Raw genomic sequence first — 16,391 nt, 5'->3', positions numbered from 1 at the left:
CCTAAAACAATCAGGCCTGCTTCATTTTGTCGGTATAGGGCGGCCAGCCCAGCGGCTTGCCACCGAGAACGTGCAGGTGGATGTGAAACACCGTCTGCCCAGAATTCTCCCCGCAGTTCATGACAACGCGATAGCCGTCGTCCGCAAACCCCTTCTCCTTGGCAATCTTCGCTGCCACCAGATACAGATGCCCCACCAGCTCCCGATCTTCTTCGGTAATGTCGTTGATGGTGGCGATGGCCTTCTTCGGGATGACCAGAAAATGCACCGGTGCCTGAGGATTGATGTCACTGAAAGCGAGGGCGATGTCGTCTTCGTAGAGGATGTCCGCGGGAATTTCCCGGTTGATGATCTTGGTGAAAATCGTCTTTGACATGGTGGCTCCTTTTCACTTGTCCTTGGGATTGTTGTTTGGCTCTAAAGCTGATTCAGGCCCGGAATCCGGGAGGCTATCTGCCGCACCACGGCCGGCAGTTCCTCGTCGATGCCCATGGCGTAGCGGGCCACCCGGTTGCGGGCGAAGGGCAGGGCGCGGGCGGCGCCCAGGCCCAGATTGCGCAGCAGATGGACGGGCGGAATCCGGTTACTGAACAGATGGTAAAACACATCCATGGTCAGCATCATTCTGCGGTTCGCTGGTCGGCGCTGTTGCTCGTAAAGGTTCAGCCACTTCTGGGCGGCCAGATCATCATCGGCGCGCCTGGCTTCCTTGAGGACTGCCTGTAGGGCCTGGGCATCCTGGAAGCCCAGGTTCACCCCCTGGCCGGCCAGCGGGTTGATGGTATGGGCAGAATCACCGGCCAGGACCACTCGTCCAGAGTGATATTGTTTGGCGTGCTGGCGGGCGATGGGGAACGAGGCTTTGATGTCGATGTGGGTCAGCAAGGGCAAACTCGCGGGAAACGACGACTGGATTTCGCTCATCAGGGTGCTGTCGTCCAGGGCTTTCAGGCGTGCCAGTTCATCGGGCGAATCGTACCAGACCAGGGAGCCCCAGCTTTCACCCGGATGTTCCGGACCGGCACTGTGCAATGGCAGGAAGGCTCGGGGCCCCGAGGGGTGAAAGCCCTGCCAGGTAATGTCTTCAACCGGCCCCTGATAGCGTACCGAGATAACCATTGCCTGCTGGTCATACTGGTTACGGGTTACGCCGATGCCGGCCAGGTCCCTGATCCGGGATTGGGCGCCATCGCAACCGACTACAAGGCTTGCTAGCAGCTCGCGGTCGTCATCCAGGGTGACCGTGGCTGTATCACCGGACTGCGCCAGTGAGGCGACACCCTGACCGTGGAACAGGGATATCTGGGGGCAGGCCTCGGCGGTTTGCCAGAGCGCCTGTTGGGTTACTGAGTTTTCGACGATGTGTCCCAGGTGGTGGGCGCCCAGCTCGGTGGCGTCGAATTGGACCTCAGCCAGTTTTCGGGGCACCAGGTTCTGCAGTGGATAGCGGGTTTCATCCCATACGGCCAGTCGTTTGTAGGGCGTTGCCCGCATGTGAAGGATATGGTCCCAGGCGCCCAGGCTCTGAAGATAGCGCTCGCTGCCGGCGCTGAGGGCAGATACCCGTATATCGGGGGCGTTTTCTGGATCGAAGGCGGGCGGCGGAGCCCGGTCTACCAGGGCAACGCGGAAGCCATTCTGGCCAAGGCCAGTGGCGAGGGCAGCACCGACCATGCCGGCACCAACTACCACAATATCAAAGGCTTGAGTCATATCGGTTTCCTGTCTGATGCCCCCAGTTTACGCGATGGCGGCAGCCAGACAAGAGACCGGGATCAAGCCGGCAGGAAAAGCCTCAGTAGCCGGCCATTCCTGATACCCGTTGCTTGGCAACGTCGTCCGGCCGGCGACGGCCTTTGACCAGCCAGGCGGGCTTCTGGGCTCCGGGTTTGTTGAAGCCCTGGTTCAGTACCATCGGTTGCACGAGGTTAATGAAATCGGCGGTCTTCATGTGGACAGATTCACTGTGACTGCCCGCCGCAAAGGCAAGTTCCGACTGTTCGGTCAAGGCTTCCGCGCAGTACACGGTCATTCCGAACAGGTTGCCAAAGGGGGGCATGGCGCCTACCTCGCAATCCGGGAAGCGGTCCTGGAATTCCTGTTCGTCAGCGAGGTCAAGAAAGTCGGTGTCGAGGATGCGGGATAACCTGTCCCAGCGGATTCGCCAGGTGGCCGGCATCACCAGCATTGCCATTTTGCCATCCAGTTCGATGATCACCGTTTTGACGACACGGTCGCCGGCAATCTTGACGTGGTGGGCGAGTTCCTGGGCGGTAAATGCAGGAGGGTGGGAGAGGCACATGTATTCCACACCTGCCTCATCGAGGAATTCCTTCAACTGCTGTACCGGCATAGTGACAACCTCCTACCAGCAATGACAGCGTTCCGGAGCCTGTGTTGATCTGATTGCCTGGCCCCGATGGCCTGGTGGGGTTGGTCAACCCCGCCATTAATGGTCAGCTTAGTCGAGGTTACGCAGTTTGCGAGTAACCGGATGTATCAATGAGAAACCGATCGCGAATCTCAGTCGGTTTTAATCATATGAATATCGCGCTGGGGGAACGGAATGCTGATACCCTCGGCGTCGAATGCTTTTTTCACTTTCTCATGCATGTCCCAGTAGAAGGGCCAGAGATCACCTGATTTGGTCCAGGCCCGAACGGTCAGGTCGACGGAGCTTTCGCCCAGTGCACCAACAACGATCAGTGGTTCGGGGTCCTTCAGTGCGCGCTCGTCTTCTTCAATGAGGCGCTTGCAGATGGCCTTGGCCTTGTCGATGTCATCACCGTAGCCGATGCCGAAGCTCATGTCGCAGCGACGGGTTTCATAGGCGCTCAGGTTGGTCAGGCTGGCGTTGGCCAGTTGACCATTGGGGATCACAATCCGGCGGTTATCGAAGGTGTCGACGATGGTGTACAGGATGGAGATTTCGCGGACGGAGCCGAGGTAGCCCTGAGCATCAATCGCGTCACCAACTTTGAACGGTTTGAAGATCAGGATCAGCACGCCGCCGGCGAAGTTGGCGAGGCTGCCCTGAAGCGCAAGACCGACGGCCAGGCCGGCAGCACCGATAATGGCAATGAAGGAGGTGGTGGCAATGCCGACCATGGAGGCGACAGAGATCAGCAGCAGAATCTTGAGGATTGCTCCGATGAGGCCGCAGAGAAACTTGTTCAGAGTGGGGTCTTTTTTGCCCAGCTTGTTATCTAGAACGCCGACAAACCGGTTGATCAGCCACATGCCCACAATCAGAGTGACAATGGCCAACACGACCTTGGGGGCGTATGTCATGACCAGAGCCATGGCCTGATTCATGAGTTCCGAGGCACCGCCTTCAGCGCCAAATAGGTCTTCCATAAAGGACTCCTTGTTCGTTGGTATTTTTCATAAGTGTCGGATTAACGGACAAATTCCTGCAACAACATGATTCGTCTACTTCTTTATATAGCAGACAAATGTCGTGAGTGTGTACTGCAGGCGTAATATTCAGTCAGGGCCTTACGCAACCGAGCTTTTGTTGGCCCAGTCGAGAATGGTCTTGGGGCCTCCACGAACAAGAATCCGGCCTTCTTTCTTGCCCAGTTGGTAGTCGTACATTGGGTCGTAATAATCCTGGAGCAGTGACTGGATCCAGGCGTTATGGGCCGCTGTCTCTCCGGTGGCTTCCTGCTGCAGGAGTGCCTGGTCCATCAGGCCGCGCAGCTGCTGGTGTCGCTCCCCGCCCAGGCGCTTGCGGATGCGGTCAATGGCGCTCAGCAGATAGTCCCGGAAATTCAGCCAGCCTGCTTCGGCCCCGTCGCGATCCACGTAATCCGAGTACATTCCCTCAACATAATCTTCGCGAATGATGCCAATACGCTCTTCCATCGGTTGCTCGAGGATCAGCAACGGCGACCTGGCCATGCGCTCCTTGAGGGATTCGGGCAGGGCGCAACGGCCCACCAGGCGGCTTTCATCTTCCAGATAGACCGGACCACTGTTCAGGTGGCGGGCTTTGAGCATGGCGACCGCCAGCCGGTTCTCGAAATCGATCTGTGAAGGCTGCGGTGTTACCTGACGCCCGAAACTGGAGCCCCGGTGATTGGCCAGGCCTTCAAGATCCACCGGATTGGGTAACTGTTGCAGAACCCGCGTTTTGCCGGTTCCAGTGCGCCCGCTGAGAATGCGGAACTCGCCGGATTCGATCTGCGCTTCCAGACTGTCGATCAGGAATCGGCGCAATGCCTTGTAGCCGCCTTTGACCAGCGGGTAGTCAATGCCGGCCTCCCGGATCCACTGCTGAGTGAGCCGGGAGCGCAGGCCGCCCCGAAAACAGAACAGGTAGCCGTTCGGGTGGCGGGCGACAAAACGTTTCCAGGCTTCAATGCGCTGGGCCTTGATGTCACCGGACACAAGCTGGTGCCCCAATTCAATCGCCTTGTCCTGACCTTTCTCCTTGTAACAGATGCCAACCCGATGGCGCTCCTCATCGTTCATCAGGGGCGCGTTTTCGGTATTCGGAAAGCTGCCACGGCTGAACTCTACCGGTGCCCGGACGTCCATCAGCGGCACATCGTTCAGGAACAGGGAAAGGTAGTCGTCGGTGTCGGGTCTGCTTGCCATTTCAGCGGTAAACCAGTTGTCAGATGGAGGCGGCAGTATAGCGGAAATGGGGTTTTTCTGCTTGTCGCCGCCTGTTTCCCGTACTGGTCACGGGTACAATAACGCCTTCCGGAAAATTGAGGTTGGGTACCCCATGTCAGTGGACAGTCTGAATCAGCACCTGCGCAAAACCCTCTCCCGAGGCCGGGTGGCCGTTTCCCGTCCTGCCGGCTGTGAGCGCATTGCCCTGTACCTCTTTGACCCGAGGGTGCTTGAGGGGCCGTTATCGCACGAAGAGGCCCAGGCGGTCGTTGCCGAACCCGCCTACTGGTCGTTCTGCTGGGCCAGCGGCCAGGTGCTCGCCAACTGGATTCTGGACAATCCCCATTGGGTTGAGGGCAAGCGCGTCCTGGATTTCGGCTCGGGATCCGGAATCGTGGCTGTCGCGGCGGCAATGGCCGGAGCCAGGGAAGCCATCGCCTGTGACATTGATCCGGCTGCGCTGGACGCGGCCAAGGCGAATGCGGCTCTCAATGGTGTTTCCGTTGGCCTTTGCCCTGACTGGGCAGCCCGGCCGGACGAAATAGATGTCGTGACCGCTGCGGATGTGCTCTACGATCCGGAAAACCGGCCGTTGCTCGGCGTTTTACGCGAGGCGGCTCCTCGGGTGCTGCTGGCGGATTCGCGGATGAAAGTGTTGGGTGACGATGCCTTCCGCAAGCAGGCAACGCTTGAGGCCCGGACCTGGCCGGATCTTAACGAATTCGAGGAGTTCAATAAGGTTCGTATCTACCTGGCCGAGAACAACCAGAGATGGATCAGAGGTGAGAAAAAAGAAGTTATAAAAAAATAAAGGGCAACCAAACGGTTACCCTTTCTCGGAACAGGTCGGCGCATCCTTGCGCATTTGGCAACAGCCGTGTTGCGAGATCCTTGAGCCACTCCGTGGTGCCGGCATCCGAGCCGGCTATCCGAATAGTTATCCCTTAAGCGAGGCGTCCTTGTGTCCCTACCTCTCCCCGCGGTCCTTGCCGGGGTGCATCCAGTGCGTCGTCCATTTCCCTGTCATCCTTGACAACAACAATATACCAACTGGATTCTGACAAACGTGTGAACTGTGCACGCATCGCAGGAGATGTCAGCGTGGGTGTCTCCAATAAAATAAAGTTATCAGTGAGTTAGCTTTTTCCTAAAGAGTTTCTGGCACTGCCGCGCACACAACGTCACTGCAAGATCTCACGCCTTTGTAAGAGATATCTCACAGCGATTCTGGCGAATTTCGCAAATCCGGTTTTCCGGCGTTTCGGATGCCGGGCCAGGGAAGAAGTCCGATAGCAATGCCGGCGCCGTCCGCAGCCAGATCGGCCAGGGAAAATTCCCGATAGGGCAGGGTTGCCTGGATAAGCTCAATGCCAAGACCAAAGCCCAGCAGCGCCGGCGCAAACCAGATGGCCCGGAGCTCCGGCCAGGCCAGCCGGGTGAGGATGGTGAGCTCGAGGAAGGCGATCAGATGGTTCACCTTGTCGTTCGACGATGAAGGTATGGCATGAGGGCTGTCGGTTGTCGCCAGAAACCCGATGGCCAGAACGGAAACCACAAAGGCTACCTGCCAGAGGGGGCGATATTGCAGCAGGCTGGTCAGTTGTTGTTTCAAGGTATCCATCGGGGAAGTCACTGAGCGTTCTCGGGCTGTGGGAATGTTGCCAACATGATATGCTTTGCACCCCGTCATTGTCATTGAAGCGGAGGTCCTGCCAGCTATGCTCAAGGGTAATTTTTTTCGTGGACTGGGCTACCTGGGTGAGGGTTTCCGCCTGATTCGTCAGCCCGGTCTTCGGCTGTTCGTCATCATTCCACTGGTTATCAATATTCTGCTCTTCGGATTGCTGTTCTTCTTCATGGGAGAGCTGTTTGCAGGCCTGATTGCCGCCGCGATGTCGTGGTTGCCTGACTGGGCGTGGCTTCAGGCACTGGATTGGTTGTTCTGGATTCTGTATGGGGCGGTCATCGTACTGATGCTCGCCTACGGCTTTGTGATCGTTGCCAATCTGATTGGTTCCCCTTTCTATGGCTATCTTGCCGAGCTGACAGAAAAGCACCTGACCGGCCAGGAGGTGAATACCGATGACAGCTGGGCATCGATCATCAAGGATATTCCCCGCGCACTCTGGCGCGAGGTTCAGAAGATCCTGTATTACCTGCCGCGGGCTATCGGTTTACTGATCATCGGTCTTATACCGGTTGTTAATCTGGTGGCTGCTGTTCTCTGGTTCCTGTTCAACAGCTGGATGATGGCGCTGCAATACGTGGACTACCCGGCAGACAACCACAAGGTCAGTTTCCCCGCACTGCGACGGTTGCTCGGCGACACCCGCCTGTCTGCCTTCGGCTTTGGCCTGCCGGTGGCGCTGGCCGCCATGGTGCCGGTGCTGAATCTGTTTGTCGTGCCGGCGGCGGTATGTGGGGCGACGGCTTACTGGGTGCGTGAGAACGGCGCCACAAGAACTTAATTGGTCTGGAGGTTTCTTGGATACATCGGAATTTGTTATTGGTCAGCGTTGGGTCAGCCACAGTGATACCGGCCTGGGGCTCGGGATCGTCACGGATATCTCCGGGCGCCGGGTGACCCTGGGGTTTCCTGCCGCCGATGAGGAGCGCACCTACGCGATTGATAACGCCCCGCTGTCCCGCATCATCTATCAGTTGGGGGAAGAGATTGAGACCTTCGATGGCGAACGGTACACCGTCCGCGCAGTTGAGGACCGGGGCGGGGTGCTCCTGTATCACGGGGACGACGGCACCGATCTGCACGAAATATCCGAGGTGAAACTCGCCGGATCCGTGAATTTTTCTGCGCCGCACCAGCGGCTGTTTGCGGGCCAGTTCGATCGCAACGGCGCCTTTCGCCTGAGGTTTGCCACGCTTCAGCACATGAACCGCCTGCGGGCATCGTCAGCCCAGGGGTTGATCGGCGCCCGCACGCAGCATCTGCCACACCAGATATACATTGCCCATGAAGTTGCCCGGCGCCATGCGCCACGGGTTCTTCTGGCAGATGAGGTCGGTCTTGGCAAAACCATCGAGGCGGGGCTGATCCTCCACTATCAGCTGCACACTGGCCGGGCAAAGCGTGCCTTGATCGTGGTACCGGATTCCCTCACCCATCAATGGCTGGTGGAAATGCTCCGCCGCTTTAATCTGCGATTTTCCATAGTGGATCAGGGTCGCTACGACGCTCTGAAAGAGCAGGAAAGCGACGTGGATGCGCTGGTTAACCATATTTTTGGCGATGAAGATGCGGTGAATCCGTTCGAGAGCGAACAGCTGGTGCTCTGCAGTCTCGACTTCCTGAAGAAAAGCCAGAAGGCGCAGGACGATGCCCTCAAGGCTCACTGGGACCTGATGATTGTTGATGAGGCCCATCATCTTGCGTGGAGCCCTGAAGAGGTTAGCCCGGAATACCGGATTGTTGAGGAACTGTCGGCGGTCAGCCGCGGCCTGCTCTTGCTGACAGCAACGCCCGAGCAGGTGGGTATCGCCAGTCACTTTGCCCGCCTGCGGCTTCTCGACCCGGCCCGTTTCCATGATCTGGAAACCTTCCGCAGAGAAGAGCAGCAGTATGAAGCCATCAACAGTGTTGTCCGACGGCTTCAGGACGAAAGCTCCGATATCAGCGAGGGCGATCAGAAGCTGCTGCGGGAATGGTTGGGTGAAGAGCTGGACCAGCTGTTTGCCGGTGACAATCCGAGGCAATCGGTGATCGATGCCCTGCTGGACCGGCATGGTACCGGTCGCGTGCTGTTCCGGAACACCCGGGCGGCCATCCAGGGATTTCCCGAGCGTCGACCCGATCCTGAACCGTTGCCTTGTCCGGCCATGTACGAAGGGCAGGCCTCAGGTATTAAGGAGTTGACCCCGGAGCAACTGGTGCCCGAGGAGCAGTGGCTGGCGGACGATCCCCGGGTTGAGTGGCTTGAGAAAAAGCTGGTCGGCCTGCGCCCCGCCAAAGTGGTGGTGATCTGTGCCAGTGCCCAGACTGCCATGGCCCTGGAGCATTATCTCCAGCTGCGAGCGGGTATCCGCAGTGCTGCCTTCCATGAACACCTGAGCCTGATCGAGCGTGATCGCGCCGCCGCCTATTTCGCCGACACGGAGCAGGGTGCCCAGGCGCTGATCTGCTCTGAAATCGGCAGCGAAGGCCGCAATTTCCAGTTTGCCCATCATCTCGTGCTCTTCGATCTGCCTGCAAACCCGGACTTGCTCGAGCAGCGCATCGGGCGGCTGGACCGGATCGGTCAGACAGAAGCGATTGATATTCACGTGCCCTACCTCAGTGGCACCAGTCAGGAGGTGCAGTTCCGCTGGTTCCACGAGGGCCTGAACGCCTTTGCCGAAAGCTGCGCGGTGGGCGTTGCCGTTCAGGAAGCGGTGCAGGCCCAGTGGCAGCAGGCTATTGATGGCGACCTTGATGTGGCTGATGGACTCGTCGAGGCCTCCGCGGACGAAGCAACGCGCCTGAAAACGCTCTTGCAGGCTGGCCGTGATGCCTTGATCGAGCTGAATTCCTGTCGCCCTGAGGTGGCAGAGGATCTGATCGCCGCCATCGAAGACGAAGAATCCGAGGCCCGGGTTCGGGATTACATGATGGAGGCTTTTGACATCCTCGGCGTGGATGTCGAAGACCATGCCGATCACTCCGACATTCTGCGACCCGGCGAGCAATATCAGGCCGGCCATGTCGCCGAATTACCGGAAGACGGGATTACCGTGACCTGGGACCGACAGAATGCCTTGGAGCGGGAAGACCTGGCTTTCATGAGCTGGGAGCACCCGATGGTCACGGGGGTAATGGACTCGGTGACCAGCTCCGGCCTTGGCAAGGCCGCGCTCGCCAGTCTTTCCGTAAAGGCGCTGCCGCCCGGAACGCTGTTGATGGAGGCCCTGTTTACTGTGCACTGCCCGGCACCGGAAGCGCTCCAACTGACCCGCTACCTGCCGGTCTCGCCACTTCGGCTGCTGGTGGATGTAAATGGCAAGGAACTCTCGGGCGCGTTGCCCCACGACCGTCTTAACGAGATGTGCTCGAATATCCGGCGTCGCACGGCCCAGGCCATCGTCCCGCAGATCCGGCCCCAGGTGGAAACCATGGTGGACCACGTGGAGCGGTTGTCGGAGCCTCATCTGGAACCCCTGAAGTCTCAGGCGCTTGAGCAGTTGGAGGCCAGTTTCGGACCGGAAATCCGTCGGCTGGAAGCATTGCAAAAGGTGAATCCGGCGATTCGCGAGGAGGAAATCGACTTTTTCCGCGAGCAGTTCGAGGCGGCAAAAGAGGCGATAGGGCACGCCAGCCTGGCATTGGAAGGCATTCGTGTGATCGTGACCGCATAATGCCAGGTGTGATCTCCGTAACTGGCTGACTGTGCGGCATTTGCTGGTCAGCCCTCATCTGATGCGGTACCGTAAACGTAACGGTTTATAGTCTTCGACATTCCCGAACCATGGATGACAGAGAGAACCTATGATGACTTTCATACTGTTTGTAGTGGCACTGGCTGGCCTGCTGATTGTGATGCGGCGCGAGTCTGGTGCAACGTCCGCGATTGGCGTAATGGCCGTTACCGGCCTGCTGTCGCTGATTTTCGCCTCTGGTTTGCTGGCCCTGGTTTTGTTTATTGGTGCCGCCGTAACAGCTGCTGCCGGCCTCCCCGGGTTTCGCCAAAGCTGGCTGACACCCCGCATTTTCGCGATGTTCAAGAAGGTCGCACCGAAGGTGTCCGAGACGGAGAAAGTGGCACTCGAAGCCGGTACGGTCGGCTGGGACGGTGAACTGTTCACTGGTCGGCCCGACTGGCACAACCTGCTGATAAACCGTAATACCGGCCTGAGCGAGGAAGAGCAGGCCTTCGTCGACAACCAGTGTGTCCAGGCAATTTCCATGTGTAACACCTGGGACGTGGCGGTCGAGCGGGCTGATCTGCCCAAAGAGCTGTGGGACTTCCTAAAGAAGGAAGGTTTCTTCGGGATGATCATTCCCAAGGAATACGGTGGCCTCGAATTCTCTGCCAAGGCGCAGTCTGCAGTTCTGCAAAAACTGGCATCCAACGAGACGCTCATGGTGTCTGTGGGCGTACCCAATTCCCTTGGTCCTGGCGAGCTGCTCGTCAAGTACGGCACCGAGGAGCAGAAAAACCATTACCTGCCAAGGCTTGCAGACGGTCGTGAAATTCCGTGCTTTGGTCTGACGGGCCCAAGGGCTGGTTCAGATGCGACGTCGCTTCCGGACACCGGTATCGTTTGCAAACAGAAAGTCGATGGCAAGGAAGTTGTCGGTATCCGGCTCAATTTCGAGAAGCGCTGGATCACCCTGGCGCCAATCGCCACGGTTGTTGGTCTTGCCTTCCGCATGTTCGACCCGGACGGGCTCCTGGGCGAAACTGAAGACTATGGTATTACCTGCGCACTGATCCCCAGGGACACCAAAGGCATGGAGATCGGCCGTCGTCATTGCCCGATTGGCAGCCCGTTCCTGAATGGCCCGATCAAGGGTAAAGACGTCTTCATTCCGCTGGACTACATCATCGGTGGCGTGGATATGGCCGGTCAGGGCTGGCGTATGCTGGTTGAGTGCCTGTCGGTGGGTCGCTGCATCACCCTGCCGTCCGGTGCGGCCGGTGCGGCTGCGTCGGCCGTTGGCACCGCTGGTGGTTTCACCCGTATCCGCCGTCAGTTCAATACGCCGGTTGCTGATATGGAGGGTGTGCAGGAGCCTCTGGCCCGAATCGCCGCCAAGACCTATATCTCTCAGGCAGCTGTAAACCACACTGCCAATATGATTGATAAAGGTGAGAAGCCGGCAGTGCCGTCTGCCATCCTTAAATACCACCTTACCGAGTTCCAGCGCGGTGTATTGACCGATGCCATGGACGTTCACGGTGGCAAGACCGTCACGCTTGGCCCGCGTAACTACCTGGGCATAGGCTACAGCGGTGCCGCTGTCTCGATCACTGTTGAGGGTGCCAACATCATGACCCGCAGCCTGATGATCTTCGGCCAGGGCGCCATTCGCTGCCATCCGTATGTGCTCAAGGAGCTGGCGGCCAAGGACAACGATGATATCAACGCGTTTGACGATGCGTTCTTCGGCCACGCCGGGCTGATTTTCGGCAATGCCGCCCGCGCCTTCACCCAGGCTCTTGGTCTTGGACGGGCAGATGTGCCGTTTGACAGTGCCAGTCGCAAGTACGCGCAGGCCGTGGCCCGCTTCAGCGCAGCCTTTGGTCTGTGCTCGGATGCCGCGATGACCACGCTTGGCAGCGAACTGAAAATGCGGGAGCTTATCTCTGCACGGCTGGGAGATATGCTGTCCAACCTGTACCTGGCTTCCATGGTCCTCAAGAACTGGCACGAGACCCAGCCGGTAGAGGGTGAGAAGGAAGTAATGGAGTACAGCCTGGGCATGCTGCTGCATCGCACTGAAAACGCCCTGGATGAGTTCCTCCAGAACCTGCCGAATCGCGCCGTGGCGCTGGTTCTGCGGGGCGTCACGATGCCGCTTGGCCGTCGCTGGGGCAGTCCGCAGGACGACCTTGCGCGCAAACTGGCTCGTGCAATATCCACAGACACGCCTATCCGCAATAAGCTGATTGCCAGCATCTGGCATACCAATGGCGAGGGCACCGTGGAGAATCCGGTGGCTCGCTACAACGGTCTGCTCAAGGACTACGACAAGGCAGAACAGCTATACCGGAAAGCGACCAAGGCCTACGCCAAAGGTGAATTGCCGATGACCGCCTTGCATCCGGAAGAGCGGTTTGAGGCGGCCCTGAAGGCTGGTATCTATACCAAGGAAGAGGCCGATTTCATGCGCCAGTATGAGACGGTGGTACTCGAGATGCTAACGGTCGATGACTTCCCGTTTGATGAGTTTGCGCGCAACAAGGAGACAGTGATTGATCACAACCCCGCCTGACAGGAGACAGCCCTGACATGTGGTTGTCGTTCGTTGCTGTGAGTGTTGGCGCCGTCATCGGCGCCAACCTTCGTTGGGCTCTGGGATTGTGGTTGAACACGACATACCATGCCGTTCCTTACGGAACGCTGGTTGCCAATCTCAGTGGTGGTTGGCTGATCGGGCTGCTGATCGGTTACTTCAGCCATGGTACCACGCTGGCACCGGAGTGGCGGCTCTTTGCCATAACCGGATTGTGCGGTGCGCTGACCACCTTTTCGACGTTTTCACTCGAGATGTTTGCTGCAATCCAGGACGGCAAATGGGCCATGGCCATCACCGGTATTCTGGCCCACGTTGTCGGCTCCATCCTCATGACTGCACTGGGAATTTACACCTTTGGCCTGGTGAAGGGATGATGGGTACCACTACCTACACAAATTCTCGAAAATACCCTTGGCAAGCTTCGGATTCAGGAGTAGAGTGAAGGGCGTAGGAAAGATTCAGTAAAGCATTTCATGAATAAGACGTACCTCCGCAGTTAGTAGTGACCGTCCTGTTTTTGATTCCGCGAGTTCTGTATTTCCGCAAAACGCTGACCTGACACCATGAAGGTGCGAGGCGGCAGATAATATGATTGATTTCAGGAAGTTTAAGTATGTCTACTACTACCGGTACTGTTAAGTTCTTCAACGAAGCAAAAGGCTTTGGCTTTATCACTCGTGAAGGCGGCCCGGACGTTTTTGTTCACTACAGCGCTATTCAGGGCAGCGGTTTCAAAACTCTGGCAGAAGGCCAGCAGGTTGAGTTCACCGTTACCCAGGGCCAGAAAGGTCCTCAGGCGGAGAACGTTGTTGCCCTGTAATCCCTGATGGATTCGGCAATAACCGCCAAAAAGGCAGCTTCGGCTGCCTTTTTTAATGGCTGAAAAACGCCTGGCAAGGTGGCACGCTTTTGTCATTTTCCCATCATTGTGTAATCTTTACCGACCTGCTGCTCGTTTAACCGGAAGTCGAGATCTCCAGGAATCATTACATGCTCCGACTGCTCAAGGCCGCCTGGATCCTGTTCTGGGCCATACTGCTCACCCTGATTCTGTTCTTCCCGATTGTTATTGCAGCCCTTTTGGGGAAGCGAGGGGATGCGGCGTTCCACGGCACCCAGATCTATGCATGGATTATCCTGAAAGTCTGCGGTATCCGCCTCAAGGTTCGTGGCAGGGAAAACATCGAGCCCGGTCAGCGATATGTCATTCTGAGCAACCATGCCTCCTATCTTGATCCCCCGGCGCTGGTGCTCGCCCTTGGTCTGCAATATCGGTGGGTGATCAAGAAAGAGTTGCGCAAGGTGCCCCTGTTCGGATTGGCACTGGAAGCCTCGCGGAATTTGTTTATCGATCGTTCGAAAGGCAGTGATGCACTGGAGAGCATCAAGCGGGGTGTCGGCCAGCTCCCGGACGGCACCGGCATTCTGATTTTCCCGGAAGGAACCCGTTCGTGGGATGGCAAATTACTACCCTTCAAGAAGGGTGGTTTCGTCATTGCACAGGATGGCGAGCTTCCGATTCTTCCCGTCACCATCTGTGGGTCCCACCAGCGATTGCCCAAGGGAAGTGCTGCCTTCAGCAGCGGTGACATTGAAATCGTCATTCATCCCCCGATGGCGTCCGGGGCTTTGCCGCTGGATGATCTGATGACAGACGTTCGCAACAGTATTGCGTCGTCCCTCTGAAGCAGAAGAACCCGGCCGCCAGGCCGGGTTCCGGTGTTCAGCGCACGGTGTTACCGGGCGAAAATAGCCTCGTAGAAACGCATGGTTCCCTCCCAGGAACGGGTGGCGGCCTCTTCGTCATAACCTATCGGCATGCCGAACTCCTCGGCGACCTTGTCAGCGCCAGGATTGGTGAATGAGTGCAGCACGCCGGGAAAGCTCACCAGGGTGAGATCGACTTCTGCATCCTGCATCTCCTTCACCAGGCCGGCGACCTGGTCCGAGGGAACCATCTTGTCGGCACCACCGGTGTACACCTGAACCCTGGCCTTCACTGTTCCGGCTTCGGCGGTTATGGGGCTGCCAAGCGCACCGTGGTAGCTGACGACGCCGTCCAGATCCACGCCCATACGTGCCATATTCAGGACCACCGCGCCGCCGAAACAGTAGCCTTGTGCAGCAATGCGGGACGCATCAACGCTTTCATGGTTTTGCAGGATCTCCATCGCCTTCATGAAGCGCGCCTTCACCTGATCCATGTCCTTGGTCGCTTCCTGCATGAACTTCTGGGCGGTATCAGGGTGGTCCGCCTGCTTGCCGGAGCCATACATATCCAGGGCAAACGCGGTATAGCCGGCGGCGGCGAGCCGCTCTGCCTGATCCCGGGCGAATTCATTGTGGCCCCACCACTCATGCACCACCAGAACACCCGGGCGCTTCTCTTCGAACTCATTATCCCAGGCCATGTAACCGGTGAAGGTGGTTTCACCGACCTTGTATTCAACGGTCTTGGTTTGCATTTCTGCCAGTACCTGCGTGCTTGCCAGAGTTAGTGACAGGGCTGCGGCGGTCGCCGCTGTTTTCAGAGTTTTCATGATCTGTCCTGCTCCTTTTGGGTCGGATTGTCTTTTTGTCCGGAAATCTACGCCCGGAACCGGTAAACCGATGCAATCAGTTGCCAATCCAGTATAGGACCTTTTGACTACACTACAGTCAGACACCCGCAAATCCCGAATGATCTGGAGGTTGTGTATGAGGATCGGTGTACCCAGGGAAATCAAGAACCGCGAATACCGTGTAGGCATGACACCCGCTGCCGTTCATGAGCTGTGCGGCAACAATCATGAGGTGTTTGTGGAAACCGGAGCTGGCCTCGCCATTGGCTTTTCCGACGAGGATTATCGGCAGGCCGGAGCGCGAATTCTTGAGACGGCCGGGGAGGTTTTCGATACCGCAGAGTTGATCGTCAAGGTCAAGGAGCCCCAGGCCGAAGAGCGGGCCATGCTGAAGCCGGAGCACACGCTTTTCACCTATCTGCATCTGGCCCCGGACAAAGCGCAGACGGACGACCTGGTGAAGTCCGGCGCTACCTGCATTGCCTATGAGACAGTGACCGACCGTGGAGGGCACTTGCCCCTGCTGGCGCCTATGTCGGAAGTCGCCGGGCGCATGTCGATCCAGGCCGGTGCCCATTGCCTGGAGAAAGCCATGGGCGGTCGCGGCGTGCTATTGGGCGGCGTACCCGGTGTCAGTCCGGCGCGGGTAGCGGTCGTTGGTGGCGGAGTTGTCGGCCAGAATGCGATTGCCATGGCGGTCGGATTGGGTGCCCAGGTCACGGTTCTGGACCGCAACATGGACGTACTCAGAAACCTGGACCATCTCTACGGCAACCGCATCACAACCCTGTTTTCAACGGCCCAGACTCTCGATCAGGCGGTGACGGAATCCGATCTTGTCATCGGCAGTGTGCTCATTCCAGGGGCCTCTGCGCCAAAGCTGATCACCCGCGACATGATCCGCCGGATGCCGGAGGGAAGCGTTATCGTGGACGTTGCCATTGATCAGGGTGGCTGTGCCGAAACCTCCCGGGCCACGACGCACGACGATCCCACGTATATTGTTGATGGTGTGGTACATTACTGCGTGGCGAATATGCCGGGTGCCGTTGCGCGCACGTCGACTCTGGCGTTGAATAACGTCACTTTGCCTTTTGTGGCGGCCCTGGCCAACAAGGGTCCGGATCGGGCGATGAAGGAAGATCAACACCTCAGGGCCGGGCTGAACGTGGCCGCGGGCAAGGTGACCTACAGGGAAGTGGCAGAAGCGACCGGGCACCCATACACCAACCCTGAATCCCTGTTGGGATCCTGAG

General features: G+C 58.0%; 15 protein-coding genes. 8 read left to right on the top strand and 7 right to left on the bottom strand.

What is annotated here, in order from left to right; translation table 11 throughout:
* Positions 1-10: 10 nt before the first annotated feature.
* The 5 genes from AC5JQH_RS08180 to mnmH form a co-directional block, all read right to left on the bottom strand.
* Positions 11-376: a histidine triad nucleotide-binding protein gene (locus tag AC5JQH_RS08180; protein WP_482902161.1), complete on the bottom strand. Its 366-nt coding sequence runs from the start codon at positions 374-376 to the stop codon at positions 11-13.
* A gap of 41 nt (positions 377-417) precedes the next feature.
* The gene (locus AC5JQH_RS08175; protein ID WP_493805465.1) at positions 418-1,713 is read right to left on the bottom strand and encodes an FAD-dependent monooxygenase; all 1,296 of its coding nucleotides are present in this window, start codon (positions 1,711-1,713) and stop codon (positions 418-420) included.
* Positions 1,714-1,795: 82 nt separating this feature from the next.
* Positions 1,796-2,353 (bottom strand): aminoacyl-tRNA deacylase, encoded by a 558-nt coding sequence (locus tag AC5JQH_RS08170; RefSeq protein WP_008172962.1) that lies wholly within the window; start codon positions 2,351-2,353, stop codon positions 1,796-1,798.
* Between the two features lie 170 nt (positions 2,354-2,523).
* On the bottom strand, positions 2,524-3,357 hold the full coding sequence (locus AC5JQH_RS08165; RefSeq protein ID WP_493791083.1) for a mechanosensitive ion channel family protein: 834 nt from the start codon (positions 3,355-3,357) through the stop codon (positions 2,524-2,526).
* Positions 3,358-3,498: 141 nt separating this feature from the next.
* Complete coding sequence (gene mnmH / locus AC5JQH_RS08160; RefSeq protein ID WP_273069541.1) at positions 3,499-4,602, bottom strand: tRNA 2-selenouridine(34) synthase MnmH; 1,104 nt, start codon at positions 4,600-4,602, stop codon at positions 3,499-3,501.
* Between the two features lie 133 nt (positions 4,603-4,735).
* Between mnmH and AC5JQH_RS08155 the strand changes: the two genes are divergently transcribed.
* Positions 4,736-5,434 carry a class I SAM-dependent methyltransferase gene (locus tag AC5JQH_RS08155; protein WP_493791084.1) on the top strand — a complete coding sequence of 233 codons (699 nt, stop codon included), beginning with the start codon at positions 4,736-4,738 and terminating at the stop codon, positions 5,432-5,434.
* Positions 5,435-5,839: 405 nt separating this feature from the next.
* On the opposite strand, the gene AC5JQH_RS08150 is transcribed toward AC5JQH_RS08155, so the two are convergent.
* Entirely contained in the window at positions 5,840-6,256 is a 417-nt protein-coding gene (locus tag AC5JQH_RS08150; protein WP_473805722.1) for a VanZ family protein, read from the bottom strand.
* 85 nt (positions 6,257-6,341) lie between these two features.
* Between AC5JQH_RS08150 and cysZ the strand changes: the two genes are divergently transcribed.
* The 6 genes from cysZ to AC5JQH_RS08120 all read left to right on the top strand — a co-directional run bounded on the left by cysZ (position 6,342) and on the right by AC5JQH_RS08120 (position 14,260).
* Positions 6,342-7,091, top strand: a complete 750-nt coding sequence (gene cysZ / locus AC5JQH_RS08145; protein WP_092030554.1) for a sulfate transporter CysZ — start codon at positions 6,342-6,344, stop codon at positions 7,089-7,091.
* Between the two features lie 16 nt (positions 7,092-7,107).
* On the top strand, positions 7,108-9,969 hold the full coding sequence (rapA, locus tag AC5JQH_RS08140) for an RNA polymerase-associated protein RapA (RefSeq protein ID WP_493805464.1): 2,862 nt from the start codon (positions 7,108-7,110) through the stop codon (positions 9,967-9,969).
* Positions 9,970-10,099: 130 nt separating this feature from the next.
* Positions 10,100-12,550 carry an acyl-CoA dehydrogenase gene (locus AC5JQH_RS08135; RefSeq protein ID WP_092030551.1) on the top strand — a complete coding sequence of 817 codons (2,451 nt, stop codon included), beginning with the start codon at positions 10,100-10,102 and terminating at the stop codon, positions 12,548-12,550.
* Between the two features lie 17 nt (positions 12,551-12,567).
* Entirely contained in the window at positions 12,568-12,948 is a 381-nt protein-coding gene (gene crcB, locus AC5JQH_RS08130) for a fluoride efflux transporter CrcB (protein ID WP_008172952.1), read from the top strand.
* Positions 12,949-13,187: 239 nt separating this feature from the next.
* Positions 13,188-13,394, top strand: coding sequence for a cold-shock protein (locus tag AC5JQH_RS08125; protein ID WP_008172950.1), 207 nt, complete (start codon positions 13,188-13,190; stop codon positions 13,392-13,394).
* 170 nt (positions 13,395-13,564) lie between these two features.
* Positions 13,565-14,260, top strand: a complete 696-nt coding sequence (locus AC5JQH_RS08120; RefSeq protein WP_008172949.1) for a lysophospholipid acyltransferase family protein — start codon at positions 13,565-13,567, stop codon at positions 14,258-14,260.
* A gap of 50 nt (positions 14,261-14,310) precedes the next feature.
* Here AC5JQH_RS08120 and AC5JQH_RS08115 read toward each other — a convergent pair whose 3' ends face one another.
* Positions 14,311-15,114: a dienelactone hydrolase family protein gene (locus AC5JQH_RS08115; RefSeq protein WP_053113199.1), complete on the bottom strand. Its 804-nt coding sequence runs from the start codon at positions 15,112-15,114 to the stop codon at positions 14,311-14,313.
* A 157-nt stretch (positions 15,115-15,271) separates the two neighbouring features.
* Between AC5JQH_RS08115 and ald the strand changes: the two genes are divergently transcribed.
* A complete protein-coding gene (gene ald, locus AC5JQH_RS08110) occupies positions 15,272-16,390 on the top strand; it encodes an alanine dehydrogenase (RefSeq protein WP_136629869.1) in 1,119 nt (372 codons plus the stop codon).
* Position 16,391 lies beyond the last annotated feature (1 nt).

Source organism: Marinobacter sp. H13, assembly GCF_059072335.1.
This window is presented reverse-complemented; position numbering and strand designations above follow the sequence as displayed.